This is a genomic window from Pseudomonas sp. DE0157 (assembly GCF_007678615.1).
In the GTDB taxonomy this organism is placed as follows: Bacteria; Pseudomonadota; Gammaproteobacteria; order Pseudomonadales; family Pseudomonadaceae; genus Aquipseudomonas; species Aquipseudomonas parafulva_B.
Map to the genome: position 1 here is coordinate 99,058 of NZ_VEJN01000005.1, position 26,881 is coordinate 125,938.

At 58.6% G+C, this 26,881-nt stretch carries 18 protein-coding genes; 10 read left to right on the top strand and 8 right to left on the bottom strand.

Annotated features, from left to right (window positions below; all coding sequences use genetic code 11):
• Positions 1 to 22: 22 nt before the first annotated feature.
• On the bottom strand, positions 23 to 4,702 hold the full coding sequence (locus tag FS777_RS08645) for a dermonecrotic toxin domain-containing protein (protein WP_145255030.1): 4,680 nt from the start codon (positions 4,700 to 4,702) through the stop codon (positions 23 to 25).
• A gap of 250 nt (positions 4,703 to 4,952) precedes the next feature.
• Between FS777_RS08645 and ihfB the strand changes: the two genes are divergently transcribed.
• From ihfB to FS777_RS08695, 10 genes are all read left to right on the top strand, one after another.
• The gene (gene ihfB, locus FS777_RS08650) at positions 4,953 to 5,249 is read left to right on the top strand and encodes an integration host factor subunit beta (protein WP_056807345.1); all 297 of its coding nucleotides are present in this window, start codon (positions 4,953 to 4,955) and stop codon (positions 5,247 to 5,249) included.
• Between the two features lie 18 nt (positions 5,250 to 5,267).
• The gene (locus tag FS777_RS08655; protein ID WP_078478149.1) at positions 5,268 to 5,531 is read left to right on the top strand and encodes a lipopolysaccharide assembly protein LapA domain-containing protein; all 264 of its coding nucleotides are present in this window, start codon (positions 5,268 to 5,270) and stop codon (positions 5,529 to 5,531) included.
• A gap of 101 nt (positions 5,532 to 5,632) precedes the next feature.
• Complete coding sequence (locus FS777_RS08660) at positions 5,633 to 7,069, top strand: MBL fold metallo-hydrolase RNA specificity domain-containing protein (RefSeq protein ID WP_145255033.1); 1,437 nt, start codon at positions 5,633 to 5,635, stop codon at positions 7,067 to 7,069.
• Positions 7,070 to 7,324: 255 nt separating this feature from the next.
• On the top strand, positions 7,325 to 9,865 hold the full coding sequence (locus FS777_RS08665) for an acyltransferase family protein (RefSeq protein ID WP_058638474.1): 2,541 nt from the start codon (positions 7,325 to 7,327) through the stop codon (positions 9,863 to 9,865).
• Positions 9,866 to 10,134: 269 nt separating this feature from the next.
• The gene (locus FS777_RS08670) at positions 10,135 to 11,577 is read left to right on the top strand and encodes a mannose-1-phosphate guanylyltransferase/mannose-6-phosphate isomerase (RefSeq protein WP_058638473.1); all 1,443 of its coding nucleotides are present in this window, start codon (positions 10,135 to 10,137) and stop codon (positions 11,575 to 11,577) included.
• A gap of 123 nt (positions 11,578 to 11,700) precedes the next feature.
• Positions 11,701 to 13,062, top strand: coding sequence for a phosphomannomutase/phosphoglucomutase (locus FS777_RS08675; RefSeq protein ID WP_058638472.1), 1,362 nt, complete (start codon positions 11,701 to 11,703; stop codon positions 13,060 to 13,062).
• A 2-nt stretch (positions 13,063 to 13,064) separates the two neighbouring features.
• The gene (locus tag FS777_RS08680; protein WP_145255036.1) at positions 13,065 to 13,859 is read left to right on the top strand and encodes an ABC transporter permease; all 795 of its coding nucleotides are present in this window, start codon (positions 13,065 to 13,067) and stop codon (positions 13,857 to 13,859) included.
• A complete protein-coding gene (locus FS777_RS08685; RefSeq protein WP_078478152.1) occupies positions 13,856 to 15,163 on the top strand; it encodes an ABC transporter ATP-binding protein in 1,308 nt (435 codons plus the stop codon). Before FS777_RS08680 ends, FS777_RS08685 begins: the two co-directional genes overlap by 4 nt.
• A complete protein-coding gene (locus tag FS777_RS08690) occupies positions 15,160 to 17,301 on the top strand; it encodes a methyltransferase domain-containing protein (RefSeq protein WP_058638469.1) in 2,142 nt (713 codons plus the stop codon). The genes FS777_RS08685 and FS777_RS08690 overlap by 4 nt, the downstream gene beginning before the upstream one ends.
• Complete coding sequence (locus FS777_RS08695) at positions 17,301 to 21,059, top strand: glycosyltransferase (RefSeq protein ID WP_145255040.1); 3,759 nt, start codon at positions 17,301 to 17,303, stop codon at positions 21,057 to 21,059. Before FS777_RS08690 ends, FS777_RS08695 begins: the two co-directional genes overlap by 1 nt.
• 76 nt (positions 21,060 to 21,135) lie before the next feature.
• Here the strand turns inward: FS777_RS08695 and FS777_RS08700 are convergent, their stop codons facing one another.
• From FS777_RS08700 to rfbB, 7 genes are all read right to left on the bottom strand, one after another.
• Positions 21,136 to 22,038, bottom strand: coding sequence for a metallophosphoesterase (locus FS777_RS08700; RefSeq protein ID WP_178091254.1), 903 nt, complete (start codon positions 22,036 to 22,038; stop codon positions 21,136 to 21,138).
• Positions 22,039 to 22,315: 277 nt separating this feature from the next.
• A complete protein-coding gene (locus FS777_RS08705) occupies positions 22,316 to 22,591 on the bottom strand; it encodes a DUF3077 domain-containing protein (protein WP_145255046.1) in 276 nt (91 codons plus the stop codon).
• A 90-nt stretch (positions 22,592 to 22,681) separates the two neighbouring features.
• On the bottom strand, positions 22,682 to 22,924 hold the full coding sequence (locus FS777_RS08710; protein ID WP_145255049.1) for a hypothetical protein: 243 nt from the start codon (positions 22,922 to 22,924) through the stop codon (positions 22,682 to 22,684).
• A 504-nt stretch (positions 22,925 to 23,428) separates the two neighbouring features.
• Positions 23,429 to 23,977: a dTDP-4-dehydrorhamnose 3,5-epimerase gene (gene rfbC, locus FS777_RS08715; protein WP_145255052.1), complete on the bottom strand. Its 549-nt coding sequence runs from the start codon at positions 23,975 to 23,977 to the stop codon at positions 23,429 to 23,431.
• Positions 23,977 to 24,858, bottom strand: a complete 882-nt coding sequence (rfbA, locus tag FS777_RS08720; RefSeq protein WP_145255055.1) for a glucose-1-phosphate thymidylyltransferase RfbA — start codon at positions 24,856 to 24,858, stop codon at positions 23,977 to 23,979. The genes rfbC and rfbA overlap by 1 nt, the downstream gene beginning before the upstream one ends.
• Positions 24,859 to 24,866: 8 nt before the next feature.
• The gene (gene rfbD, locus FS777_RS08725) at positions 24,867 to 25,772 is read right to left on the bottom strand and encodes a dTDP-4-dehydrorhamnose reductase (protein ID WP_145255058.1); all 906 of its coding nucleotides are present in this window, start codon (positions 25,770 to 25,772) and stop codon (positions 24,867 to 24,869) included.
• Positions 25,769 to 26,869, bottom strand: coding sequence for a dTDP-glucose 4,6-dehydratase (gene rfbB, locus FS777_RS08730; RefSeq protein WP_145255063.1), 1,101 nt, complete (start codon positions 26,867 to 26,869; stop codon positions 25,769 to 25,771). Before rfbB ends, rfbD begins: the two co-directional genes overlap by 4 nt.
• Positions 26,870 to 26,881 lie beyond the last annotated feature (12 nt).

The window sequence follows — 26,881 nt, forward strand, 5'->3', positions numbered from 1 at the left end:
GTCAAGGCACGTCGGCGACTGGTCAGTTGAAAGGAATCACCCCACGTGCCTGAGCGTAGGTCAGGTTGCCACGGTGAATACGTAACTCCTCGCCCATGGCAGCGCTTCTGACCTGTTCCCTGTAACCCAGCTTGCGCTGCCGCCACAGTTTCAGATGACCTTTGCCGAACGCCGTCGGCGCGGCACCCGCATCATTGAAGTGAAAGTGCGCGGCCCACAGCGGCTTGCCGCGCTCGCTGCCCGGCGCTTCGAGCACATCGATGCGGTATTCATCAAGATAATCTTCGGCCAGTGGCTGCCGCGGCCCCTGATAGGTCACACGTAACAGCCCTTGCTTGTGCAAGTAGTGCAAGCCTTCTGCGCTAGGAAAGCGTGTGGTGCTGTGCAGTTTGACCAGCATCTCGCGTTTACCCTCGCGCAAGCTCACCAGGGCATCGTCCAGGCGCTGCAGCAGTTCAGATTCAGCTTCGCTGTCGGCGAGCTGATCCCGCAGTGTCTGCACTTCCCCGATCTGGGCATCGAGCATTGACGTCAATGAATGGCTATCGACATCTTCTTCAACCAGCTTGCGCGCGTTGGCAAGTACGTTCTGATTCTGAGCAAGCATGCCTTCAGCCAGCGCTTGTTCCTGACGCTCGCTCTCCGGTGTAGGCGCTCTGGGTGGCGATGAGGTGCCAGCAGCTGGCAATCTTTCGACCCACGTGCCACTTTCCCGGGTAAAGGTATGCAGTACAGTCTTGCTGAAGGTCCCGCGAACTTGCAGCACAGGCCGCCCCTCTACGATCGACTCCGAACCGATCACCGTCTGGCCGTTCGCTGTTGTAGCCACTTGTAACGCCTGGCGGGGATAGACCGGCCGGGTGGTGGAGTGCTGCTGGCCGACGGCCTGCTCCCGCAATGCGGTAACCAGCGCGTCGCCCGCCATGGTCTTGAGCTCGACCATTTGCTGCCGATACGCCTCCAGGCGCCCGATATCCACAAGTTCGCTGCCCAGCTGGGCAATGCGCTGACTGTTGAGGATGGCCGCCGAATATTCATCCCAGGCACTCTGCAGAATGTCGATACGCTGAGCAGTCTGCAGATCGGCGAACATGGACAGGTGGTGAGAATTAGCGGCCACCCGCAGGCGCTCCCCAGCGAGTGCAGCCCTGAACACCGCATAGTGCGAATAGTCTTGCAAGGCTTCAAAACGCAGCGCCAGCTCAACCAAACCCATGGCCTGGAAGAACCGTATGTTTACCGTGGTAGTGGTGCGCGTTTCGATGATCTGGGCAACGGTCCTGTCCGTTTTTCGAATGCTCGGTGCCGTCATGTCCAGATCGGTAACGGCAAGCAGCCGATCAAGCGCCGCTGTATATTCAATGATCAAAGGCTGGTCGATAACCATGCTTTCAAGTACTTCACGGTACTGCTCATACGCAGCTTGCCGCTCCTGCGGCAAGGCGTCATTGAGCGCCGTGGTCAGTCGATCGTACTCGGCGAACCTGCCGGTATACAGCTGCTCTTCGATGATGAACTGCGCATAACCAATCAAATTGCGCCTTACATCTGCCAACGCTCGCCGCTGTTCTGGTGCATTGCGGGTGCTTGCCATATAGCTACGGTCATCAAGCAGCGCAATCATGTTGCGCTCGGCCTCAAGGAAGTTCTGGAAAATGCCTACAGCGGATTCGATACGCTGGTGACGCAAGTCCTTTATCTGGTCCAGCAACTCCGTATGCCGTTTGGCAAACAGACTGGTTGCCCGCTCGAACTGAGCACGCTGTTCAGGATCTTGCGGCGGCGGTTGCTTGAGCCGCTCCTCCACTTTCAGCCATTGCGCACGAGCAGCCTCGATACGTTGGCGCAAGCTTTCATATTCAGCGGTGCCTCTGTCAGCGTTGTCGAGACTTTGTTCGACTGCCTGCTGCGCCGCCCGGATCCGGGTTACCAAGCGTTCGCGCAATCGCTGCCGGGTGCTTGAGCCGGGTCGGTCCCCGCCGCCTCGCAGTCGCGTGTCGATACGCCAACCTTGTGAGTCACGCCTGATCGGTGGCCCCTGCCTGCCATCCGGGCCGATGATGCGGGTAAGCCCATCGGCAGACTCGACCGCATAAACTTGTCCTTGCAGCCGCACATAGAGCCCATGCTCAAGTTCATACAGCCCGTCGAGAGGCCCTTGCTCGATCGCCGATTGGCCCTCCAGGCTTACCGAGGCCGCCATGGCGTGCAGTTGCGTGCGTTGAGCGCCGGACAGCGCGTCGAAACCCTGAGCGCCCCGCCACGAAAAATCGAGTTGAGTGGTCGCTTGGGCCTGCAGCGCCTCGACAGGAGCCACACTGCCCGGCTCAGGCAGCGGCAACGGATCGGCATCGCCGCCCAAGCGGATCGAAGCTGCATCGACCGTCAGTGCAGTTGCCCCGGCATGCGGCGGCTCGGTTTTGGGCAGCTGTGCATGGATCAACACCATCAGTGTGTTGTTGAGCAGATCCACCACAGCTTGGGTTCGATCCGTAGCGCTGCCTTCAAGCAGCAATTTCAGGTCTTCGGCTATGGCATTTATACCGATGTACAGCAAAGCAATCGAAGAGATCGGCCCCGGGAGCACGGGCGCGACCACGTTAAGCAATTGCCAGGCGAACGTCTTGATCGACCGCCAGCGTACCTCACTGTTGCTCATGGCACTGCGATCGGCCAGTTCGAGCAGCATCGCGCGCCTGGCTTCGAACAGGTTCGCATCAATGTCATCGGTCCAGAACGTCAGGGCGGGTTCGACCGGGGCCGGTTTGTCCAGGTGCTCATACGGGTCGAACACCCAGTGCGGCAGGTGAGGCTCTTTGAAGCCACCGTTGTCGTACACGTCGCGGTGCGTTTGGTCCAGCCAAGCCAGCACGCCTTCCTGCACGCGGCCGGGCCGGGCAATCTCCTGCATGAGGGCTTGCGGGTTCTTGAACTGTTTGAGCGCACCTTTGTACATCGGGCAATACAGCAACAGCGCGCCGCTATCGGCCACCTGAATGACAAAGAAACCGTGCGCCTTGTCGATCAGCTGCGAGTCGGGCGAGCGCTTGAAGGCCAGGGGCGCGATGGCCAATGCTTGCTCATCGCTTGCGGGTACACGGCAGAAACTGGCCACTGCCTCATAGCTGTGTGGGTCGATATGCCGGGCACAGAGTGCGTAGGCGGCATCGAGCATCAGCCCCCTTCGCCATTGCGCGGTAAAGGCGGCGAGGTGCGTGGCTTTGTACTGTTCATCCCCAAGCAAGCCATCGAGGTAGCGCGGGTAGTTGCCGCCTATGTCAACAGTGGCAACCAATTGGCGCAAGTACTCGGGGTCAAGCCAGGCAGGGAGCTCTTCATGAGTGCGATGTGCTACAGCTGCCACAGGGCTCGCGCCGGTTGCCTCAAGGCGACCGATGGCGTACTCGGTCAAGGTCAGCGTTTTGCTTTCTATCAGCTGTGGGAACCCCAGCCCATGGCCGTCATTGGCGTAGGTATTGACGGTCAGTATCAACTCGTCCGCGTCGAAGGCGCCGTCAGCAGGATGATCGGCCAGCATCTGTTCACGCAACGTGTGCCGTGCGTAGGTATGCAGGTCGTCCGGTTCTGTGGGGCACTGGGCATTGCCCTGGGAAGCTTGTAACACACAGACGTCCAGCAGCGCCTGCAGATAGCGGCTCTGCCCGTTGAAGTCGGCGTTCAAGAGCTTCTCAGGCAACTCTATGGCCAGCTTCTGAATGGGCAGATCGGCCAATTGGGCGAAGAACGGCGAGGGGTCGACCACGGCCTGGTAGGCCGAGGCCAACTCATCTACCGTGTTCAGATCGCTCAACCGTACGCGGTTCAATCGCGACAACAGGATTTCGAGCAGCACGCTGGACAACAAGGCAAACGCGTTGCCGTCGGCTTCGTAAAGCGCCCACGAAAAACCGTCGTCGGTCTCCGTCAGCCTGTGTTGCGTCTGCAAGTAGGCACCAAAAGCGTCTAGTGAACTGAAGCCTTTCACACCGCCTGCGCTCGTGCACCAGAGTGTCACGTTGGCCACTTCGCTACTGGCGCTCACCAGCAGCCCAGGCAGCAGTTCACGGGTGCTGCCTTGGTCGAGGCGCCGATGTATGCGTACGGCGTGCACAGCGAAACCTTCAGTTCTTTCGAGAAGCAGATCGTTCAAGCACCGGCGCTCATCGGCGGTCAATGTCTGATCGGTCAGCCCACTCAGAAGCCCAGCGCGAAGCACCTGTTGAACCCAAGTGTCGTGATCATTGCCGTTGCCTGCATTCCAGTAATCGATCTGAGCCTGTTCAAAGCACGCATGAAGGGTCGGTAGAAACGCGTTGAATGCGTCGTTCAGCGTGCCGGGGTCGACGAGGTCATCATCGGCTGTTTCGCACGCGTCGGGGATGGCAAAAAAACGAAGCGGTGGTTTAAGGCTGAAGCGGTCCTGGCTGGAAAAGTCCACCGGCGCATTATCAAGAAAGTGTTGCAGTACAACGTCGACAAGCGGGGTGACTGTCCAGTAGCCGTCAATGTGCCAGCGAAGAAATTTCAGTGGCTCAGCACACTTCATGTCGGGGCGGTGAACAGCCACCTTGGGGTAATGCGCGATGATAAGGTTCATCAGTTGCTCACCTACCACCTGGCGCAAGGTGGGGCGGCTTGCAAAGCGCAGGGCGACGGCACGATTGAGGTCATGTGCAGGTGGAGAGGGGAGGGCAGAGGGCATGCGTGGAGCTCCTTGTGGGTTCTTTCCACAATGTTCCAAGCGTGCCACGGCACTCGGTGCTATCTATATGCTGCACATCGGTCCCAGGCCTTTGGCTGCGCCCAGGCACGACGCGTTGCTGTCCACTCTTGCCCGGCAGGCTGGACCAACATTCTTCGAATAAGTCAAGAACCGACCTGTTCAAATCCCTCGCACCGTGCTACAAACTGGTTAAGCAATGATCTAGCTGCTTGATAACGAAGGGAAAATCATGACGAAGTCGGAGCTGATCGAACGTATTGTCACCCATCAAGGGCTACTCTCGTCCAAGGACGTAGAGCTGGCCATCAAGACCATGCTTGAACAGATGTCACAATGCCTTGCTACCGGTGATCGCATCGAGATCCGCGGTTTTGGCAGCTTCTCGCTGCATTATCGGGCACCACGGGTAGGTCGCAACCCCAAGACCGGCCAGTCGGTCAGCCTCGAAGGCAAGTTCGTTCCGCACTTCAAACCCGGCAAGGAATTGCGTGATCGGGTCAATGAAGAAGACGAGGCCCATACCTGATTCCCTAGGAGCAACCCGATGCGTAACCTCAAGCGTGCACTGGCAGCTGTCTTCGTCCTGCTGCTGGCGGCTGTAGTGCTGTTCTTCGTGCTGGAAAACCAGCAGACCGTAGCCTTGACCCTGTTTGGCTGGGTTGCGCCACAGGTGCCGGTGGCAGTGGTGGTGCTGGCCGCGTTGATCATTGGTCTGGCCGTTGGGCCTTTGCTGGGCGCCTATGGTGTGCAGCGCAGCAAGCGCAAAATCCGGGCTTCGGCCCGCGAAGCGGCGCTGAGCGGCAGGTGAGGATTTTTCTTATAGTGCTTTAGGAAATGTCTGCCTATTAAAGCCACGGTCACCATGGACTAATTGCCCACTTCGTTTTAGCCCCGGCGAGAGTGCGCAGCATGGATTACCCCGGCCTAACCCACCATGGCGCTGTACGCGGCGTGACGGGTTCCTGCCATCAGCTTCATCTTGGCCCTGGCGTCAGCCTGCTGGTCGACTGCGGTGCCGAGCAGGGCGCCGATGTGATGCCGGGCGCGCAGGGCAGCGCGCTTGGGTTCGACATCACCGGCATCCAGGCCCTGATCGTCACGCACGTGCACCTGGACCACGTAGGCCGCATTCCGGCATTGCTGGCCAAGGGGTACCGCGGCCTTATCTATTGCAGCGAGCCCTCTGCCAAGTTACTGCCCCTGGTGCTCGAAGACGCCTTCAAACTCGGCATCGACAGCGCACCTGCCCAGGTAGCCCGCTACATCGCCCTGGTGCATAGTCTGATCGTGCCCTTGCCCTTCGGGCACTGGCACGCCGTGGTTCAGCACCCGCAGGTGGCCTGCGCCATCCGCTTGCAGCGTACCGGTCACCTTTTGGGTTCTGCCTACGTCGAATGCGACATCCAGCACGGGCCAAACAACACGCGCTATGTATTTTCAGGTGACCTGGGCCCCGGCAACGATCCCTTGCTGCGCCCCTTGCAGCCCCCGGAGCGTGCCGATGTGCTGGTGCTGGAAAGCACCTATGGCGACCGCCTTCACCCACCCACGGGTGATCGCATTCAGCGATTGGAAGCGGCCATCGACCGCGCGCTGGCCGATCACGGCACCTTGCTGATCCCGGCCTTCAGCCTGGGGCGCACCCAGGCACTGCTCCATGATCTTGAAGATGTCCTGCACCGCAAGGCCCTGCTGGGCAAGACGGGCCCCTCGCCACAAGGCGAACCCGTGGATTGGTCGCAGCTGCCGATCATTCTCGATTCGCCCCTGGCCCAGCGCATCACCCAGGCCTACCGCGACCTGCACCCTTATTGGAACGAGCAGGCCAGGGCGCGCTTGGCAGGTGGCCGCGATCCGCTCGCATTCGGCCAGCTGATCAGCGTAGACACCCACGCCCGTCACCAGCAGGTGGTCAACTACCTCAAAAGCACCGGCCGGCCCGCCATCGTCATTGCAGGCAATGGCATGTGCTCGGGCGGGCGCATCGTCAATTACCTCAAGGGCATGCTGGGCGACCCCAGGCATGAAGTGATGTTCGTAGGCCACCAGGCCAAGGGGACGCCTGGGGCGGTGATTCAGGCCAGCTGTAGGGCGCCGGGTGTGGTGCAGGTGGAACTGGAGGGGCGGGGTTACGCTATCGCAGCCAAAGTCCTGAACGCGTCGGGGTACTCGGGGCATGCCGACCAGGCGGGGTTAGTGGCGTTTGCAACGGGGATGATGCAAGCACCCCATGCGGTGGTGCTGGTGCACGGCGAGCGCACAGCAAAGGTTGCCTTGTCCAAGGCACTGGCACGCTGCTATCGGCGCCTGCAATGGCCCACGAAGATCAGCATTCCGGAAGATTAGGCAGACAGGGGTGAATTATTTTCTGGGTTTGAACTCTGATGGCACGGTTTGCAGTCACGTCGCAGGTGAGTATTTGCGAGGGTTGCGCGCAGTCCACCTTAGCCGGTGCATCGTGCGGGGCTCATCCATGGGCCGTTGCCGTCCAAAAAACCAGCCCCCGTGCTATTTTAAGCACCGCTTGGGACCAGCCCGGCCGTATGAGAACAAGACGCCAATTTCTCTCCTCACAGACGATTCAGCAGTTTAGGACACAACATGATCCAGAAAGTGCCGGGGCAAAGCGCTCATGGTTCCTACTACCCCTATATAGACGGCTTACGTGCATTTGCCGTTTTGTCGGTAGTGATCTATCACCTGCATGCCGCATGGCTTCCCGGCGGTTTCGTCGGCGTTGACGTCTTTTTCGTCATTTCGGGCTTCATTGTAAGCGCTTCCATCGCGAATTACCGAAGCAGCTCATTTTTACAGTTCTTCGCATTTTTCTATGCCCGACGTATCAAGCGCATTTTCCCTGCGCTCATCGTTTGTTTGCTGTTCACCGCTTACATGTCGGCGCTGTTTATCCCGTCCTCATGGCTCAGCGACGTCAATCAGCGGACCGGGCTGTACGCATTCCTGGGCTTGAGTAACTTCGTACTGGCCAGTACCGGGCGCAATTACTTTGCTCCCACCACCGAGTTCAACCCTTATACACATACCTGGTCCTTGGCAGTCGAGGAGCAATTCTACCTCGTGTTCCCGATTCTCTACCTGGCATGGTTGGGAGGTACTCACACACGCTGGCGCTCGTCAGCGTTATTCGGTATCGGGCTGGTAGCCTCGATTATCTATTCGGCCTGGCAAAGTCAGGTCAACCCTACTCAGGCGTTCTTCCTGAGCCCAGGCCGGTTCTGGGAGCTGGCAAGCGGGGTGCTGCTGTACCAGTTCATCAGTCGTAAACCTGTTGAGCTCACAGCCCAAAGCCCTGTCCAATGGTGGCGCGCAGTGCTGGCTGTAGTTTCTCTGGCAGCGCTGCTTGTCGCTTTCTGGGTTTCCCGGCCCGAACATTTCCCCATGCCCGGTGCATTGATGGCGGTGTTGGGAACGCTTGGCTTGATCTACAGCCTGCACCATCATCCTGAGTTGCGCCTCATGCATCGCCTGATTGGCAGTGCACCGATGGTAGGAATAGGGCGCATCTCTTATTCGCTTTACCTGTGGCATTGGCCGGTATTCGTATTGTTCCGCTGGACCTACGGCCTGGATGCGCCGGCCCAATGGATGAGCGCTGTTGTGATCGCCTTCGCTCTAGCGTGGCTGTCCTATCGCTTTGTTGAAACGCCTGTGCGCCAGTCCGGCGCCATGCGCAAGGTCCCGCAGTCGGGCATCATCGTAGGTGGTATTGCCGTCATCGGCCTGTCGTGCTGGCTGGCCATGGGCATCAACCATGCCGCGCCCAAGCTTTCGCTGAGCCAAGTGGCCAAGCACGCTGACGTCTGGTACCCAGACGGCTATCCACTCGACCCCAACTACCCAGGTTGCGTCGCAGGCCCTGACTTCCACCTAGTGGGCGGGGGGGTGATGTTGAGCTATAACCCGTTGGGGTGCCAGGACAATCGACCGCGCAATGACGCCAGTGTCTATGTGATAGGCGACTCCCATGCACTTGCTTATTCCAGCCTGTTCAAACAGTACGCCATTCGTCACGCCACGCAAATCAATGCGTACAACAACGGCGGCTGCCCGTTCATCAGCCTGCAGCCCGCACGCGATATGGACAACAGCGAGTGCAGGCGCAACACCGATGCTGCGTTGGCTGACTTGCGAAAGCGCATTAAACCAGGCGATATCTTGTTCCTGGCGTCACTTCGTTTGCCGCGCTTTGCTGATCAGTGGGCGTACTTCGGCGAGCAGGCGGCACGCTCCCAGATGTTCGGCCCAGCGGCAGAAGCCGGTCGCAAGCGGGCGGAAGACTACGCTGTGTCAGTACTCAAAGAGTTCACTGACATAGGCGTTCGCGTCGTTTTCGAAGGGCCGAAACCCCTGTACAAGGCGCCACCGTTCCGTTGCGCCGACTGGTTCGACAAAAGTAATCCTATTTGTGCGCCAGGTTTTGAAATGCCCCGAAGCATGATGGAGGCGTTCAGGGCGCCAGTGCTTTCCAGCTATGCCAACATTGCCGCACGGCTGCCTAATGTCGAAGTATGGGACCCGTTCCCTACCCTGTGTCCGGGTGATACCTGCAGTGCCTTTGATGGAGACAAGCCGCTGTTTCTTGACGGTGACCACCTGAGCGGGCATGGCAACATGGTGTTGCTCCCAGCCTTCACCGCTTTCATCGAGCCTCGATTGGGCCGCTACCCGGCATCGCTGGAGCAAGGCATCGATTTGGGCAAGACCGGCATTCCAGACTTTCTTACCAAGGTTTCCGGCTTCTCCCAGGCTGAAAGTTGGGGGCGCTGGACCGACGCTCATCTGGGGCCTGTCAGCCTCACCTTCGAGCAGCCTCTGCCACGGGACTTCGTTCTCCAGATCAGCGCCTTGGCTTATGGGCCGAACGCCGGTGCGCCTGTCACGGTCAGTGCAGGGGGTGTCAAACGCCAGGTCGTGTTCGGCGCTGATCAAAGTACCCGCGAGATCACCTTCGAAGGCGTTCAAGGCAACAGCATCGAAATTTTACCTCCCTCGCCCATCAGCCCCAGTGCGCTGGGTGCCAGCAGTGACGAGCGCCTTTTAGGCCTGGGTATTTCGCGTATCAGGGTGCAGCCGAGCGGGCAGTATCCGGCCCTGCAATCATCGCGTGCTGCTGCACAGTGAGCATTGTCTATGGCGGGCCCCCGGTGGCCCGCCGTTCCTACCTTGGATGGTCGTCAAGCCCTGGCGATACCGGGTGTGATGGTTCGGGGCAGGCAAGACTGGTAGGGGAGTTTCCTGATATTCTTTCGGCACACGGACTGGTGCTGGCTTACGCGCTTCGCCGCATGGCAGAGCAAGCAAAAACATGAAGCAACGTTATCATCACGATGATTCAGGCTTCTTCAGTAAATTGTCAGATGCCATGAGAGTGGCAACTAAGGATTAGATATATGGACCTGGTCCCGGTAATTCTTTCAGGTGGCGTCGGCAGCCGGCTATGGCCCGTGTCGCGAGAAGCGCACCCCAAGCCATTCATGACGCTGCCTGGTGGTCAGAACCTCATTCAAAAAACCTTCCTGCGCGCCTCGCGGCTGCCAGGAGTTTCCCAGGTGATGACGGTCACCAACCGTGAACTGTTGTTCAAGACTGAAGACGAATACCGCACGGTCAACCAGAGCGGCCATGCGCAAAGCTACATTCTGGAGCCTTTCGGCCGTAACACGGCAGCCGCTGTTGCCATGGCTGCGCTGCAGCTGCAGAAGGCCCAAGGTGACGACGCACAGATGCTGGTGCTGGCCGCAGACCATCTGATCCAGGACGAGCAGGCATTTGCCCGCGCGGTTGCCACCGCACAACAGCTGGCCGCCGAGGGCTGGCTGGTGACGTTCGGTATTCAGCCTCAATACCCTGAAACAGGGTTTGGCTACATCGAGGCCTCCCACAGCTGTGGTGAGTCCGGCGGCCTCACCGTCGCCCGCTTCGTCGAAAAACCCGACCTGAAAACGGCCGAAGGCTATATCGCCGCCGGTAACTATTTCTGGAACTCGGGCATGTTCTGCTTCCGGGTTGGTACCGTACTGGCCGAGCTGCACCAGCACGCGCCAGAGGTGCTGGAAGTGGCCCAGCAAACACTGGCAGCCTCGCGCCTGGCCACCAGCGGTGCCGACAGTTGGCTCACGCTGGACACTGAGCAGTTTGCCAAGGCCCCGGACATCTCCATCGACTACGCGCTGATGGAGCGCTCCAGCAAGGTAGCGACAGTACCGTGCGACATCGGCTGGAACGACATCGGCTCCTGGAATGCGGTCAGCGAACTGACCTCGGTCGACCAGGACGGCAACCGTTTCGAAGGCGAAGTCCTCGCTCATGGCGCTAGCAACAACTACGTCAACAGCGAAGGTCGTCTGACGGCGTTGGTTGGTGTAAAGGATTTGCTGGTCATCGATACACCCGATGCGGTGCTGGTCGCTCACAAGGATCACGCCCAGGACGTCAAGCACATCGTCGGGCAGCTCAAGGCACAATCCCATACGGCTCATCTCCTGCACCAGACGGTACACCGTCCGTGGGGCACCTACACCACGTTGGAAAACGGTGAGCGTTTCAAGATCAAGCGTATCGTCGTCAAGCCGGGGGCATCCCTGTCATTGCAAATGCATCACCACCGCAGTGAGCACTGGATCGTGGTCAGTGGCATGGCCGTCGTGGTCAACGACAACCAGGAGCTGATGCTCAACACCAATGAATCCACGTTCATCCGTGCTGGCCATAAGCACCGCCTGAAAAACCCCGGGGTCATCGATCTGGTGCTGATCGAAGTCCAGAGCGGTGACTACCTGGGCGAAGACGATATTGTCCGCTTCGAAGACAATTACGGCCGCTGCACTAACTAGCCGTCACTGAACCTGCGCCGATCTTTGTTGCCATACGGGCTCGCAACGGCGCGGGGACGGCTCGCGTTTCATTCTCCACCGATGGCCACCTAAGGGTGGCCTCGGCACTTGAGTTGGAAGACAATGTTCGATCCCATCCAGACCCAATGCTTCAAGGCCTATGACATCCGAGGCCAGGTTCCTTCTCAACTGAACGACGATATTGCCTACCGCATCGGTCGAGCGCTGGTGCTGGAATTGAGCGGCAAGGCCTTTGTCGTTGGCCGCGACATGCGCCTGGAAAGCCCAGGCCTGGCGGCGGCGCTGACCCGCGGTATCGTCGATGCCGGTGCTGATGTCATCGACATCGGTCTTTGTGGCACCGAAGAGGTTTACTTTGCCACCAGCCACTACCAGGCCGATGGCGGGATAATGGTTACAGCCAGTCATAACCCTAAGGGCTATAACGGCATGAAACTGGTCAGGGCCCAATCACGCCCGATCAGTGGCGACACTGGTCTTGGCGCCGTGAAACAGCGTGTTGAAGCCGGCGACCTGGGCCAGGTCAGCCCGACATCAGGTAGCGTGCGTGAAGCGTTCGACAAGACTGCCTATCTAGACCACCTGCTTACCTACGTCGATGTGGCATCGCTCAAGCCACTGAAGATTGTCGCCGACCCAGGCAATGGTGCCGCCGGGCCGGTGGTGCAGGCATTGGCTGCGCGCTTGCCCATCGAATGGGTGATGATCAACGCCGAGCCCGATGGCCATTTCCCCAACGGCGTGCCTAACCCCTTGCTGCCAGAAAACCGTGAGCTTACCCGCCAGGCGCTGCTTGACGCAGGTGCCGACATGGCATTGGCCTGGGACGGTGACTTTGACCGGTGCTTCTTCTTCGACGCCAGCGGGCGGTTCATCGAGGGCTATTACCTGGTCGGCCTGCTGGCCGAAATGCTGCTCAGGCAGCAGCCAGGCAGCAAAATCATTCACGACCCTCGCCTGACCTGGAACACTATCGAGCAAGTCGAATCTGCCGGCGGTATTGCCATCCAGAGCAAGACCGGTCACGCCTTCATCAAGGAGCGCATGCGTGCAGAAGACGCCGTCTATGGCGGCGAGATGAGCGCACACCATTACTTCCGTGATTTTGCCTACTGCGACAGTGGCATGATCCCTTGGCTGCTCGTAGCAGCCTTGATGTCGCAGACCGGCAAGACCCTCGCTCAGTTGGTGGACGAGCGCATCGCCGCCTTCCCGTGCAGCGGCGAAATCAACTACCAGGTCGATGACGTCAACAGCAGCATCGAAAAGATCCTGGCGTACTACCTGCCACAACAGCCGACGGTCGACAGGACCGATGGCATCAGTGTGGAGTTTGCCGACTGGCGATTCAGTTTGCGTGGCTCCAATACCGAGCCTCTATTGCGTCTGAACGTAGAAAGCCGTGCCCAACAGGCGCTGGTGGATGAGCGTGTTGCGGAAATCGAGCGTCTGATTCAGGAGTAACCATGCTAGGCATGTTGAGAGGTTTGTGGAGCTACCGTAACTTCGTGGTTACGTCGATCCGCAACGAATTTATCGCTCGTTTTTCGCGATCGAAGTTAGGCGGTCTGTGGATGATCATTCATCCACTGGCGCAAGTGGCGATCTATGCGCTGATTCTGTCCAATGTACTAGGCGCCAAGCTGCCCGGCTTAGACAACAAGTACGCGTACGCCCTGTATCTGATGGCAGGGATGCTGGCGTGGAACCTGTTCGCTGAGGTTGTCAGCCGATGCCTCACGCTCTTTATCGAGCAGGGCAACCTGATGAAGAAAATGAGCTTCCCGCGCATTACCTTGCCAGTGATCGTGGTAGGTACGGCGTTGCTCAACAACCTGTTGCTGTTCGTTGCAGTGGTCGCGGTGTTCACTGCATTTGGCCAGCCGCCGACGTTGCAAGCCTTGTGGTTGCTGCCCTTGACGTTTGCAGTGGTGGCCCTGGCTGTGGGCATTGGCCTGATTCTTGGTGTGCTCAACGTGTTTTTGCGGGATATCGGGCAAGTGGTGCCTATCATTCTGCAGGTCTGGTTCTGGTTTACCCCGATCGTTTACTCGGTGAACATCATCCCGGAGTACATGAAGGGCGTGCTGCAAATGAACCCGATGTACCCGATCGTGACCGGGTATCACAACGTACTGGTCTACAACCGTACACCGAACCTGGATGAAACCGGCATGATCACCGCCGTCGCCGTGGGCCTGATGGTCATCGGCCTGTTCATGTTCCGGCGTGCGTCGGCAGAGATGGTGGATTCCCTATGAGCCTTGTGAAAGTCAGTAACCTGGGGAAAGCCTACAGAAGTTACCGCTCCGAATGGCAGCGTATTGCCCGTTGGTTCTTTGTGCCGCTCAAGCCCTCGGCCGAGCACTGGATCCTGAACGACGTCAGCTTCACGATCGAAGCGGGCGAAGCTATCGGCATTGTCGGCAAGAACGGTGCCGGTAAGTCGACCCTGCTGAAAATGATCACAGGTACGCTCCAACCCACGCAGGGTGAAGTGCGCATCAACGGGCGCATCTCCGCTATCCTGGAATTGGGCATGGGGTTCAACCCCGAGCTTACGGGGCGGCAGAACGTGCGGCACGTGGCCGGCCTGATGGGCTTCAGCTCTGAAGAAATCGATCGCGTGATGCCCGAGATCGAAGCGTTTGCCGAAATTGGCGAATACTTCGATACCCACGTGCGCACCTATTCGAGTGGCATGCAGATGCGTATCGCCTTTGCAGTGGCCACGGCGTTTCGCCCTGATGTGTTGATCGTGGACGAGGCACTTTCGGTGGGCGATGCCTACTTCCAGGCCAAGTGCTACACGCGCATTGCCGAATTCAAGAAGCAGGGCACGGCCTTGATTCTTGTTTCGCACAGCCCAGGCGACGTCGTGAAGCACTGCGAGCGTGCCATCATGCTCAAGGACGGCCGCGTCGAGATGGACGGTAGTGCGCGCGACGTCACCAACCGTTACCTGGACGAGTTGTTCGGAAAAGCGCCAGTGCTGAAGGCGGTGAGCGCAGAAGTGGAACAGCAATTGAGCTCGAAGATGCTCGAAGGCGCAACGGACGACTTCCATACCCGTCCTGGTTACCGCAAGGAAGAATACCGGTGGGGGCACACGGGCGCGACCATTCTCGATTACCTGATAGTCGCCGATGGCGTGCAGTACCCTTCGCAGATTGAAAGCAACAGCCCGGTGGACTTCTATTTCAAGGTTCGCTTCGATCAGGACTACGACAGCGTAGTCCCGGGCTTTCTGCTCAAAACGCTGGAAGGCATTTTCCTGTACGGCACGAACTCCTTCCTGGCGGGTAAAAGTGCCGACACCATTCGCGCACGTGCCGGTGACATCAAGGTGTTTCGCTTCTCGGTGCCCATGCACCTGAATGCAGGTCACTACCTGGTGTCCTTCGGCGTCTCGGCCGGTGATCCGCTGCATGACTTGCAACCGCTGGACCGCCGTTACGATTCTGTTTTGCTGAATGTCACCAGGCCAATGCAGTTTTCAGGAATTGTTGATATGCAATCTGCATTCTCAGAATGCGGAAAGCACCTTGAGGTACCCTCCAAATGAGCACTATCGAGTCGCAGGTAGCCAGTCTGCCGGAGCTGTATCAGCCCATTTTTGGCCACCCCGAATTATCCGAAGGCAGCTCGCGCACCAGCCATGACCGCCTGGCGCATATAGTGGGTATCTACAAGGTGGTGGAACGTATCCAGGGCCGCCCGCTGAAAGTGCTTGACCTGGGCTGTGCACAAGGTTTTTTCAGCCTCAACCTGGCAGCTCTGGGCGCGCAGGTGCACGGCATCGACTATCTGGAGCAGAACGTCCAGGTATGTCGCGCCCTGTTGGCCGAACACCCCGAGTACAAGGCTCAGTTCACGTTCGGCAAGGTGCAGGACTTCCTCGAAACGGTCGAGCCTGGGCAGTTTGATATGGTGTTGGGCCTGAGTGTGTTCCACCATTTGGTATACGACTTGGGCAAAGAGCACATAAAGGCGCTGCTTGAGCAGTTGCTGCACAAAGTCGTGGTTTTCGTGGGTGAGTTTGCAGTGGCTGAAGAGCCGTTGTACTGGGGCCCGGCCCAACCGGAAGACCCACGCTATTTGCTCGAAAACAGCGCCTTCCTGCATGAGCTTGCGCGACACTCCACCCACCTGGCCGAGATCCAGCGCCCCCTCTATGTTGCCAGTAACCAGATCTGGTACCTCGAAGGGATCGGTCAGCGTATCAGCTCTTGGACCCCCGACTCTCACGCACTGGCAGATGGTGCGCACCAGGGCGCACGCCGTTATTACGAGAGTGATGACTATTTCGTCAAAGTCTTTCGGGTCGATGGCACATTCGGTGCTCGAAACCGAACTGAACTGGAGCGCGAGGCGCAGTTTCTTCTGCATCCGCCTGCAGGGTTCGACGCCCCGGCCCATCATGTCAGTGGCGCGAACGCTACAGAAAGCTGGCTGGTGACTGACCGGATCCAGGGGCAATTGCTACTCGACGTGATTGCCAGAGGTGAGCCGCTGAACAAGCAGGCGGTATTGCTGGATGTACTCAGGCAGCTGGCCTTGCTGGAACAGCATGGTTTCTATCACGACGATGTCCGGGTATGGAACGTGATGCTCGATACCGGCGGCAAGGCTCGGCTCATAGATTTCGGCTCCATCGGCAACCAGCCCACTGACTGTGTCTGGCCACACAACCTTTATCTGGCCTTCATGATTTTCGTCAAGGAGGTGGTGACTGGCAGCGTCGATAAGCCAATGCCGTTGCGTGAAATTGCCATCAGCCCGTTCAGCCTGCCGCAACCGTACGCCAACTGGATGAACAGCCTCTGGAGCAAGCCGGTGGGTACCTGGAGCTTCCAGTTGCTGCTCGACACGTTGCAGGGGCTTTCAGAGCACAGCGATGAGCCAGTGCCCGACACGTCGAGCGTGCTGTGGATGAGCAGCATCGAAAGTGCTCTTCAAGCAATCAAAAAGCATGTGCACCACGTGGAAACCCATCAAAACGCTGCAAGCTCCCGCATCGAAGACCGTCTGAGAGCACTGGACGAGAAAAGCGATCGGATGTCGCAAGTCTACGAACGCCACCTGGCTGAACTTCAGCAGGAGCGGGCGAAGCTGGCCGATGAAGTACAAAGCCATATCCAGGCCAACCGAGCGATCGACGCGCAACTTCGCGCCTCCCAGGCAGACATTGACCGCTGGGCAAAAAAGGCCCAGGAGCACGAAGCGCATGCGGCGGCCAGCCAGGCACAATTGCAGGCCAGTCAGGCCCACGCGGCTGCAGCCGAGGAACGTGCCGCGCTCAGCGAGCAGCGGGTACAGGCGCTGTTGACCAGCACCTCCTGGTTCATGACCAAGCCCATGCGGGTAGCCGTGGTGCAGGGCAAGCGGGTAACCCGCGGCCTGCTACAGCGCAGCAAGGCCGTAGTGCGCAAAGGGCTGGTAGTGCTAATCCGCCAGGCGGCCGCGCGTCCGGAGGCCAAACGCAAGCTGGTCAACTTGATCAACCAATACCCGCCTCTGGCCTCGAGGCTGCGCCAGTTTGCCCGTCATCACGGCCTGGCCGGTGCACATCCTGTCGCCTCCTCAATGCCAGGCATGATGCAGGCCATGGCTGCTGGCACTGTCGATGACACCTTGTCGGCACGCGGGCTGGAGGTGTTACACAAGTTCGAGAAAGCGACCAAGATTAAGGATGTGCGTTGATGCGTATTGTTATTGACATGCAAGGGGCACAGACCGAAAGCCGCTTCCGCGGCATTGGTCGCTATACACTGTCCTTTGCCCAGGGCATCGTCCGTAATCGCGGCGATCACGAAGTCTTCCTGGCACTCAATGGCCTGTTCGCGCATACCATCGAAGGCATTCGCGAAGCATTCCAGGGGCTTTTGCCCCAGGAGAACATTCGGGTCTGGCACGCCCCAGGCCCGGTCCAGGAGATCGACCCTGGCAACACGGCGCGCCGCCAGAATGCCGAGTTGATACGAGAGGCGTTTCTCGCCAGCCTCAAGCCGGACGTCATTCACATCACCAGCTTGTTCGAAGGCTACATCGACGATGCGATCAGCAGCGTAGGGCTGCTCGATACCCAAGTCCCGGTCACCGTCTCGCTCTATGACCTGATTCCGCTGCTCAACCCCGACCACTACCTCAAGCCCAACCCCAGCTACGAGCAGTACTACATGCGCAAGGTAGGGCACCTACAGCGCGCCAGTGGGCTGCTGGCCATCTCGGCCTTTTCCCGTCAGGAAACACTGGATACCCTCGGCGTGCCAGCCGAGCGCGTCGTAAACGTATCGACTGCCATCGACGACCACTTCAAGCCATGTGAAGTTAGCCCGGCCCATGCGCAAGCGCTTCAGGCCAAGTTCGGGCTCGACAGGCCATTCGTGCTGTACACCGGCGGGGCGGACGAACGCAAGAACCTGCCGCGCTTGATCCAGGCCTTTGCCAGGCTCGAGAGCGGCCTGCGTCAGCACCACCAGCTGCTGTTCGCCGGGAAGATGTCCGAAGGCGACCGGATGGGGTTGATGCAGGAGGCGCGTAAAGCCGGCTTGCGCGAGGATGAACTGCGCTTCACCAACTACGTGACCGAAGAAGAGCTGGTACAGCTCTACAACCTGTGCGAGCTCTTCGTCTTCCCATCCTGGCATGAGGGCTTTGGTCTGCCGGCGCTGGAGGCCATGGCCTGTGGTGCGCCAGTGATCGCCGCCAACACCTCCAGCCTGCCTGAAGTCATCGGCTTGGAAACAGCTCTTTTCGATCCCCTCGACGTTGCCTCCATCACGGCCAAGATGACCGAGGCACTTGGCAACGAAGCGTTTCTGAATGCCCAGCGCGCCCATGCGCTGCAGCAGGCACGCCGGTTCTCTTGGGACCAGACAGCAAAGCGCACCATTGAAGCCTTCGAAGCCATCGCGGCCGTCGAGCCCGCACGGCACAGTACACCTGGCCAGGGGCCGAAACCCAGGCTGGCCTTTGTCTCGCCGTTACCGCCCGAGCGCACAGGCATTGCCGACTACAGCGCAGAGTTGCTGCCTGCGCTTGCCGAGTATTACCACATCAGCTTGATCGTGGTCCAAGACCGCTATGAACAGCACTGGGTGCAGGCCGGGTTCGATGTGCATGATGCACAGTGGTTGCTGGACAATGCCCACACCGTCGACCGGGTGATCTATCAGATGGGCAACTCGCCGTATCACGACCATATGCTGGCGTTGATGCAGGCAGTGCCTGGCACCGTGGTCCTGCATGATTTCTATATGAGCGGCCTGATGAGCTGGCGCGAGCAACACGCCGGCTATTCCCATGACTGGGTCAAGGCGCTGTACGCCAGCCACGGCTACAAGGCCGCAGCAGAGCTGTACCGGGATGCAGATGCAGCCAGGCTCAATTACCCCGTTAACCTGCACCCGCTGCAGCACGCTCAGGGGCTGATCGTTCATTCCGACTACTCCTGCAAGCTTGCCCGGCAATGGTACAGCGACTATGACCCCGCCAATTGGCACGTCATCCCCTTGCTGCGCGAGCCTGCTCTGCAACCGGACAGGGCCGAGGCACGTAGGCAATTGGGGTTGGGTGAGGACGATTTTGTCGTATGCAGCTTCGGCTTCCTGGACCCTTCCAAGCTCAACCATCAGGTGCTTGATGCGTGGTTTGGCAGTTCGCTGGCGCAGGACAAGACCTGCAAGCTGGTGTTCGTCGGTGACAACCATGGCGGTGCGTATGGCCAACAACTGCTCGACACCATTGGCCGCAGCGGCCATGCCAGTACGGTCAAGATCACCGGTTATGCCTCGCGTGAAACTTTCCATCAGTACCTTCAGGCCGCCGACATGGCGATACAGCTGCGTACCACATCGCGCGGCGAGACGTCGGCCGCTGTGCTGGACTGCATGAACTACGGCCTGCCACTGGTCGTCAATGCCAACGGTTCCATGGCCGAGCTCGATGCTGAAGCGGTCTGGCTACTGCCTGACGACTGCACCGTTGACAGCTTGATCGAGGCGATCAACGCATTGCACGGCGACCCGCAGCTGCGCGCCACACTCGGTAACCACGCACGCAGCGTTATCCACGACAAGCACGCCCCCGCTGCCTGTGCACGTGCCTATTTCGAAGCCATTGAAGCGTTCGACCGCACCGCGCGCGCCGGGGTAGACCGCCTGGTCACTGAGCTTGTAACGCGTAACCAGGCCCTGACCGACGTTGAACGCCGGCAATTGTCGCAGTGCATCGCGCTCAACATGCCGTTGATGCGCCCGCAACGCAGACTATTCCTGGACGTCACCGCCACCAGCCACTCCGACTTGAAGACAGGCATCGAGCGCGTAGCCCGCGCCTTGATGCTGGCCCTGCTGCAAAACCCGCCTGCCGGCTACCGCATAGAGCCGGTTTATCTGAGCGACAAGAGCGGCAGCTGGAACTATCACTGCGCCCGTCGCTATACCCTGGACATGCTGGGGGTTGCGCATGACTGGGCGACCGAAGAGCGGGTCGATCCAATGGCCGGCGACGTGCTGATTGGCCTGGACCTCTCCGGCGATACACTGGTACGGGCCAACGAAGCGGGGCTTATCCAGTATTACCGCGATACCGGGGTGGCCGTATGGTTCATGCTTCACGACTTGCTACCGCTGCGCATGCCCCATGTCTTCCCACCAGGGACCGAACCTGGTTTTGCCCAGTGGCTCAAGGTGCTCACGGGCATGGATGGGGTTGTCGCCGTGTCCAAGGCAGTGGCCGATGACTTGCAAGCGTGGGTCAAAGAGCAGGCCCTGGAACGCAAGGGTAAGCGAGCCCTGCAGATCGATTGGTCTCACCACGGCGCGGACCTTGCAAACTCAGCGCCCAGCAAAGGCATGCCTGCCAGTGCCGAACAAACGCTGAGCACGCTGCGTGCCAAGCCGACCTTCCTGCTGGTGGGTACCGTCGAGCCTCGCAAGTCCTACCTTCAAGCCCTTAAAGCGTTCGAGCTGCTTTGGGACGAAGGGGTAGACGTGAACCTGGCCATCGTGGGCGGGGAGGGTTGGAAAGCCTTGGGCGATGAAGCACGTCGCGATATACCAGAGACTATCGCCCGGTTGCGTGAGCATCCACAGCAGGGCCAGCGGCTGTTCTGGCTGACCGGCATCAGCGACGAGTACCTCGAGCAGGTGTACGCCAGCAGTGCCTGTTTGGTGTTTACCTCGGTGGGTGAAGGCTTCGGCCTGCCGTTGATCGAGGCTGCTCAGCATGGTCTGCCCATTCTGGCGCGGGATATCCCGATCTTCAGGGAAGTAGCGCTGGATCATGCCTACTACTTCAAGGGGGAGCAGCCCGCCGATTTGGCTCAGAGCATCAAGGCCTGGCTGGCCTTGTTCGAGCAGGGCCAGCATCCTGACTCCAAGGGCATGCCATCGCTGACATGGGCTCAAAGCGCGCAACGACTAACCGAAATCGTGTTGGCTGAACGCCTCGGCTGATAGCCTTCGGGCCGCCACTGGCGCCTGTATTCAGGCGTTGGTGGCTTGCCGGTGATGGTTCGCACCCCGGGCTTGCTTAGGCCGGTTCGAAGCGTACGTCCAGATACCCGCCCGCAAGGTTAGGCGGCGCCACGAATTGCGCAATCCCGTTGAACACATCCACCGACTGACTGTGAATATGGCCTGCCAGGATGCCGACCAGGTTTGGCGTTGAAAACACACGTCGGTGAAACTCCATGGTCACGTCGGTGTGCTTGGCTGGCCACTGTTCCCGGCGCTCCATGGTGTACAGGGTGTCACTGGCAGCCCCCCAATACGGGTTGCCACACGAGAACGTGATAGGCCTGCCCGGTACGTACAAAGGCACATGCGCGACCAACACCACAGGCCCATCGAACGCAGCCTGCCGGACGAAGTACTCCAGTTGCTCGGGCACTATCTGGTTGGTTGAATCATCAATGACGATAAAGCGGATACCGTTCACGTCGCGTGTAGACATAAGGGGGTTGGCCCCTTGGTACAACGGCTTCAACCGCTTTTCAGACCACTCCCGGCGTAGGCCATCCTGGCTTCCCGTCATACCCTCGTAGTGCCAATCATGGTTACCCGCGATGTAGGTATAGGGAATACCGCACGCCTTGAGCTTGCCTTGTACCCACTCAATAGCAGCTTCGGACGGGTAGCTAACGATGTCGCCACCCAGAACCAGCAAATCCACCTTTTGCTCGGCAGCCAGGTCAAGCGTTGCTTCGAACGCCTGCATGGGGTTGGTCGGTTGACCAGTCTGGAAATGCTGCGTTTGGTTATAGGCGGCGGCCATGCGTTGGCTGTATTGCCGATAGGGCAATTCACGCTCGTCGCTTTGCCAGAGATGCGTGTCCGACAAAAAGAAGACACGGGTAGATTGTGCAAACGCGGGACCGAAAAGCCTAACCTGAACACCTGTGACCGAGAACTCCGGGCGAGGGAAGGTAGCCATGGGCTGCGCCATCAGGCTACCTGCCCCAGTCAGGCCCAAAGTAGACAAGCCTGTGAACTGCAAGAAACGTCGTCTGAGCATTTAGTGCCAATCCATGGCCAGTTGAAAAGGTGGTCCAGATTAGCAACAGGGGATTTCGATCAGCAATAGAGCATTTTAAATACCTGTTGAATGTGTCTCAAAGGACGATCTACAACAGCATAGGTCTGCGTGCGTTCGGCGTTGGCGATCCGAAAAGCCAGCTTTCTACGAGCAGGGCAGCGACGACCCCGCCCGGTCACCTGACACTTGGGTTCGCCATACCGGCATCTGCATCATCCATCAGTGTCTTGGCCAGCGCGCCTAGGTAGTACGCCGCCCAGACCAGCTCGGGGTTTTCGTCCATCAAACCACTGATGGTCAGTTCCTGTGCGTAACCCATCAGCTCAGAAGCTTGGGCGCGGGCGTGCTCGCACGGTATGCCGGGTTCGATGCAGAACAATGGCTCGGTTTGCTGTTTGCCTTGATAGAACTTGGTTTTGCCGGCGGTGACGCCAGTGTGGTGTGCGGTCATTGGTTGATCTCCCTGATTGTTTGCTGCCAGTGCTGCGGTGTGGGCGACCATTGCTTGGCAATGGTCTGCCTGGCGCAGCGCCAGCTGGCTTCAATGCATTGCTCGAGGTTCTTTCGGCTTTTGCACGTGCACAAGCGCTGACTCCAGCAAGGCCCGCAGCGTCTCGAGTTCGTGCAGAGACGTCATGATCAGAATCGATGCCGGAGATTTGGGCTGTAGCAGCAAGGCCTGATGCGCGACGGTCGCGGCGCATAGCGCGTGGTCCGAGGCTTGGATCAGGGTGTCTTCAAGGGAGTGGATGTGGTGCGGTGGGTCGGGGACGATTTTAAGCATCGCGTATGTCCTTTGATCTGTGCGGCCGCCTCTTGCTGTCAAACAAGTGGGTGGCAGCTGTACGTGGGTTGACAGACCGGCGGACATAGCAAGTTCCGGCGCACGCAAGCGTGCCCGCACGTACAGCCGCCATCAAGGACGAGCTGATCTCTATGTACCGTGACGGCCTGTCAAAGCCGTGTCGTTGATAGCTAACGACAGGGCGAGACTAGGTCGCTTCCAGACTGGCCGCAACGGGAAATAGGGAGGAAGAGTATCTTTCGGAAATGGACTACAAGGAAGGGGCAGATTCTGATCTTTTTGCTTTCTGAAGCCTAAGCTTGCGTGCTCAACATCAGAGTCAGTCAGTTACCGGGAAAAGCGGCGCCGCTCTAATCATCGAAGCGGATGAATCGCACACAAGCGTTTCTTACTATGGCGAGCCCAGGTGCCGGGAAATCAGAACTGCTTAAGCTGCAGTTGTTGGCAAGGCCAAGCCTTACGCGGCTTGGCCCCTTTGCAAGATTACTCGAACACTTCAGCGTTAGCCAACGTCACGCCGAGTTGATCCTTGCCAGACAAGCTCGGGCTGAAATCAATCGGCCACTCGATTGCAATTTCCGGGTCATCCCACGCGATGCAACGCTCACTGGCAGGCGAGTAGAAATCTGTAGTCTTGTACAGGAACTCAGCGGTTTCACTCAGAGTGACAAACCCGTGTGCGAACCCTGGCGGGACCCACAGCTGATTCTTGTTTTCTGCAGAAAGCACCGCACCGACCCATTTGCCGAAAGTGGGGGAGGAGCGACGGATATCAACGGCTACGTCAAAGACCTCACCCTGGACCACGCGTACAAGTTTGCCTTGAGCATGAGGCGCGAGCTGGTAATGCAAGCCCCGAAGCACCCCTCTTGCCGATTTCGAATGGTTATCCTGAACGAAGTCAGGCTGTAGTCCGGTCACTTCCTTGAAGACGTTAGCGTTGAAGCTCTCATAGAAGAAGCCACGCTCGTCGCCGAACACCTTCGGGGTAAACAGGAAGACTTCCGGTATTGCCAAGGATGTAGCGTGCATCAGAACACCTTTTCGTTAAGCAGATTACGCAGGTATTGGCCGTAACCGTTTTTGAGCAGAGGCTGAGCCAATCGCTCAAGTTGCTCGGCATTGATCCAGCCAGCACGGAAGCAAATTTCCTCAGGACAAGCAACCTTGAGGCCTTGGCGGCGTTCCATGGTAGCGATGTATTGGCTGGCATCGAGCAAGCTGTCGTGGGTGCCAGTGTCTAGCCATGCATAGCCGCGCCCCATGATCTCTACGTGCAACTGTTCTTGCTGGAGGTAAAGGTTATTGAGATCGGTGATTTCCAGCTCGCCACGGGGTGATGGTTTCAGGCTGCGGGCCAGATCGACGACTTGGCTGTCGTAGAAGTAAAGGCCAGTAACCGCATAGTTGGACTTAGGTTGTTTAGGCTTCTCTTCGAGCGATAGCACTCGTCCCGTCTCGTTGAATTCAGCTACACCATAGCGCTCCGGGTCGTTAACGTGGTACGCAAATACCGATGCACCTTCACTGCGCTGACCTGCACTCAGCAAGAGAGACTGGAAATCGTGGCCGTAGAAAATGTTGTCGCCCAGGACCAGAGCTGATGAGTCGCCACCGATAAAATCTTCGCCTATTGTGAAAGCCTGTGCCAAGCCGTCAGGGCTAGGTTGCACTGCATAAGACAGGTTAAGACCCCACTGATCACCATCGCCCAGTAACTGCTCGAAACGAGGAGTATCTTGGGGTGTTGAGATGATCAAGATGTCCCGAATCCCAGCGAGTAAAAGGGTACTCAGCGGGTAGTAGATCATTGGTTTGTCATACACGGGCAGCAACTGCTTCGAAACAGAGAGCGTTGCCGGGTGCAGGCGTGTACCCGAGCCGCCAGCTAGAATAATTCCTTTACGAGCCATGAGAGTCCCTATTGCTGGATTTCGTCCAGCATACGTTGCACACCTTGCTCCCAAAGCGGCATTTTGAGATTGAACGTGTTTTCCAGTTTTTCCAGCGCTAGACGCGAATTGCGTGGGCGTGGAGCAGGCACCGGATAAGCATCTGTGCTGATAGGAGCAATACGATCAGCAGTTACTTTTAACGCAACGCCACTGCGCTGCGCGTGCGTCAGGACAAGCTGGGCAAATCCATGCCAAGTGGTTTCGCCGGATGCAGCCAAATGGTAAACACCGCTCAACCGGCTGTCGCCTCGCTCACCAGCGACTCGACGCAGTATATGTGCGGTGACATCTGCGATTAGTTCCGCACCCGTAGGGGCGCCGAACTGGTCGGCCACTACGCTCAACGTTTCACGGTCCTGAGCCAGGCGTAGCATGGTCTTGGCGAAGTTGTGTCCGCGCGCAGCATACACCCAGCTAGTGCGTAGTACTATGGCCATTGCGCCGCTTGAGAGAATGCCCTGCTCGCCTTCCATTTTGGTACGACCGTACACGGAGAGGGGCGCGGTAGGCGCGGTTTCCAGCCAGCGATGGTCGCCACTGCCGTCAAATACGTAATCGGTCGAATAATGAATCAGCCAAGCGCCTATAGCTTTCGCTTCCTGAGCCAGCAGGGCAGGCGCCTGTGCATTGATTAGCGCGGCCAATGGTTGGTCGCTCTCGGCCTTGTCTACTGCGGTGTAGGCAGCAGCGTTTACAATGACGTCGGGTTTGACTTGACGGACAGTGGCAATTAGACCATCCAGATTGGACAAGTCGCCACACAAACCATTGGCGCCTTGGCGATCCAGAGCAACTAGCTCGCCCAGCGGCGTTAGCGCACGCTGGAGTTCCCACCCCACTTGCCCGTTTTTGCCCAGCAGAAGGATTTTCACCTTTTGTTTGCCTCATATTGCTGGGCTACCCAATCACGGTAACTGCCGTCCATAACACCCTTGACCCACTCCTGATTGGCAAGGTACCAGGAAACGGTTTTCCGGATGCCCGTCTCGAAGGTTTCCGCGGGTTTCCAACCGAGCTCACGCTCGATCTTGCGGGCGTCGATGGCATAGCGGCGATCGTGACCAGGGCGGTCAGCTACGTAAGCGATGAGCTCTTCGTATTGCTCGACAGGCTTGCCGGTCTTTTGGTTGATGACGTGGCGCGCTGCAGCAGGTGCCATCTCGTCGAGCAAGCTACAAATCGTCCGCACAATGTCGATGTTAGCTTTCTCGTTCCAGCCACCAATGTTGTAAGTCTCTCCGGTCCTGCCGGCTTCCAGAACACGACGGATACCGGAACAGTGGTCTTCAACGTACAGCCAGTCACGAATTTGTTGCCCATCGCCATAGACCGGGAGCGCTTTACCGGCCAGCGCGTTTACGATCATCAACGGGATCAGTTTCTCAGGGAAGTGAAACGGTCCATAATTATTTGAGCAATTCGTGGTGAGCACCGGCATGCCGTAAGTATGGAAGTAGGAACGCACCAAGTGATCACTGGCGGCTTTACTGGCCGAGTAAGGGCTATTGGGCGCATACGGCGTAGTTTCCGTGAAAGCAGGATCGGTCGGCGTCAGTGTGCCATAAACTTCATCCGTAGAGACGTGGAGGAAGCGAAATGCATCCTTTTCCGTGGCCTGCAGACTGCTCCAGTGTACTTTGGCAGCCTCCAGCAGGCGGAATGTGCCCATCACGTTGGTCTGGACGAAAGCCTCAGGGCCAGTGATGGACCGATCTACGTGGGACTCAGCAGCGAAGTGAACCACAGCGCGCGGTCGATGCTCCGCAAACAGCTCGGTCAGCAGCGCGGCATCACAGATGCTTCCTTGGACGAAGCGATGCTGGGCATTGCCCTCCAGCGCCTCAAGATTGGCCAGATTGCCTGCGTAAGTGAGGGCGTCTAGGTTGAGGACCGGTTCAGCGTGTTGGGTGCACCATTGGAGAACAAAATTTGAGCCGATGAAGCCGGCTCCGCCTGTTACAAAGATCATAATTTGGCTCGA

Coding starts and splice junctions, on each gene's coding strand:
- FS777_RS08690 (WP_058638469.1), top strand. CDS start 15,160: ATGAGCACTATCGAGTCGCAGGTAGCCAGTCTGCCGGAGCTGTATCAG.
- ihfB (WP_056807345.1), top strand. CDS start 4,953: ATGACGAAGTCGGAGCTGATCGAACGTATTGTCACCCATCAAGGGCTA.
- FS777_RS08655 (WP_078478149.1), top strand. CDS start 5,268: ATGCGTAACCTCAAGCGTGCACTGGCAGCTGTCTTCGTCCTGCTGCTG.
- FS777_RS08700 (WP_178091254.1), bottom strand. CDS start 22,038: ATGGCTACCTTCCCTCGCCCGGAGTTCTCGGTCACAGGTGTTCAGGTT.
- rfbB (WP_145255063.1), bottom strand. CDS start 26,869: ATGATCTTTGTAACAGGCGGAGCCGGCTTCATCGGCTCAAATTTTGTT.
- FS777_RS08660 (WP_145255033.1), top strand. CDS start 5,633: ATGGATTACCCCGGCCTAACCCACCATGGCGCTGTACGCGGCGTGACG.
- FS777_RS08675 (WP_058638472.1), top strand. CDS start 11,701: ATGTTCGATCCCATCCAGACCCAATGCTTCAAGGCCTATGACATCCGA.
- FS777_RS08685 (WP_078478152.1), top strand. CDS start 13,856: ATGAGCCTTGTGAAAGTCAGTAACCTGGGGAAAGCCTACAGAAGTTAC.
- FS777_RS08645 (WP_145255030.1), bottom strand. CDS start 4,702: ATGCCCTCTGCCCTCCCCTCTCCACCTGCACATGACCTCAATCGTGCC.
- rfbC (WP_145255052.1), bottom strand. CDS start 23,977: ATGCACGCTACATCCTTGGCAATACCGGAAGTCTTCCTGTTTACCCCG.
- FS777_RS08710 (WP_145255049.1), bottom strand. CDS start 22,924: ATGCTTAAAATCGTCCCCGACCCACCGCACCACATCCACTCCCTTGAA.
- FS777_RS08695 (WP_145255040.1), top strand. CDS start 17,301: ATGCGTATTGTTATTGACATGCAAGGGGCACAGACCGAAAGCCGCTTC.
- rfbA (WP_145255055.1), bottom strand. CDS start 24,858: ATGGCTCGTAAAGGAATTATTCTAGCTGGCGGCTCGGGTACACGCCTG.
- FS777_RS08665 (WP_058638474.1), top strand. CDS start 7,325: ATGATCCAGAAAGTGCCGGGGCAAAGCGCTCATGGTTCCTACTACCCC.
- FS777_RS08680 (WP_145255036.1), top strand. CDS start 13,065: ATGCTAGGCATGTTGAGAGGTTTGTGGAGCTACCGTAACTTCGTGGTT.
- FS777_RS08705 (WP_145255046.1), bottom strand. CDS start 22,591: ATGACCGCACACCACACTGGCGTCACCGCCGGCAAAACCAAGTTCTAT.
- FS777_RS08670 (WP_058638473.1), top strand. CDS start 10,135: ATGGACCTGGTCCCGGTAATTCTTTCAGGTGGCGTCGGCAGCCGGCTA.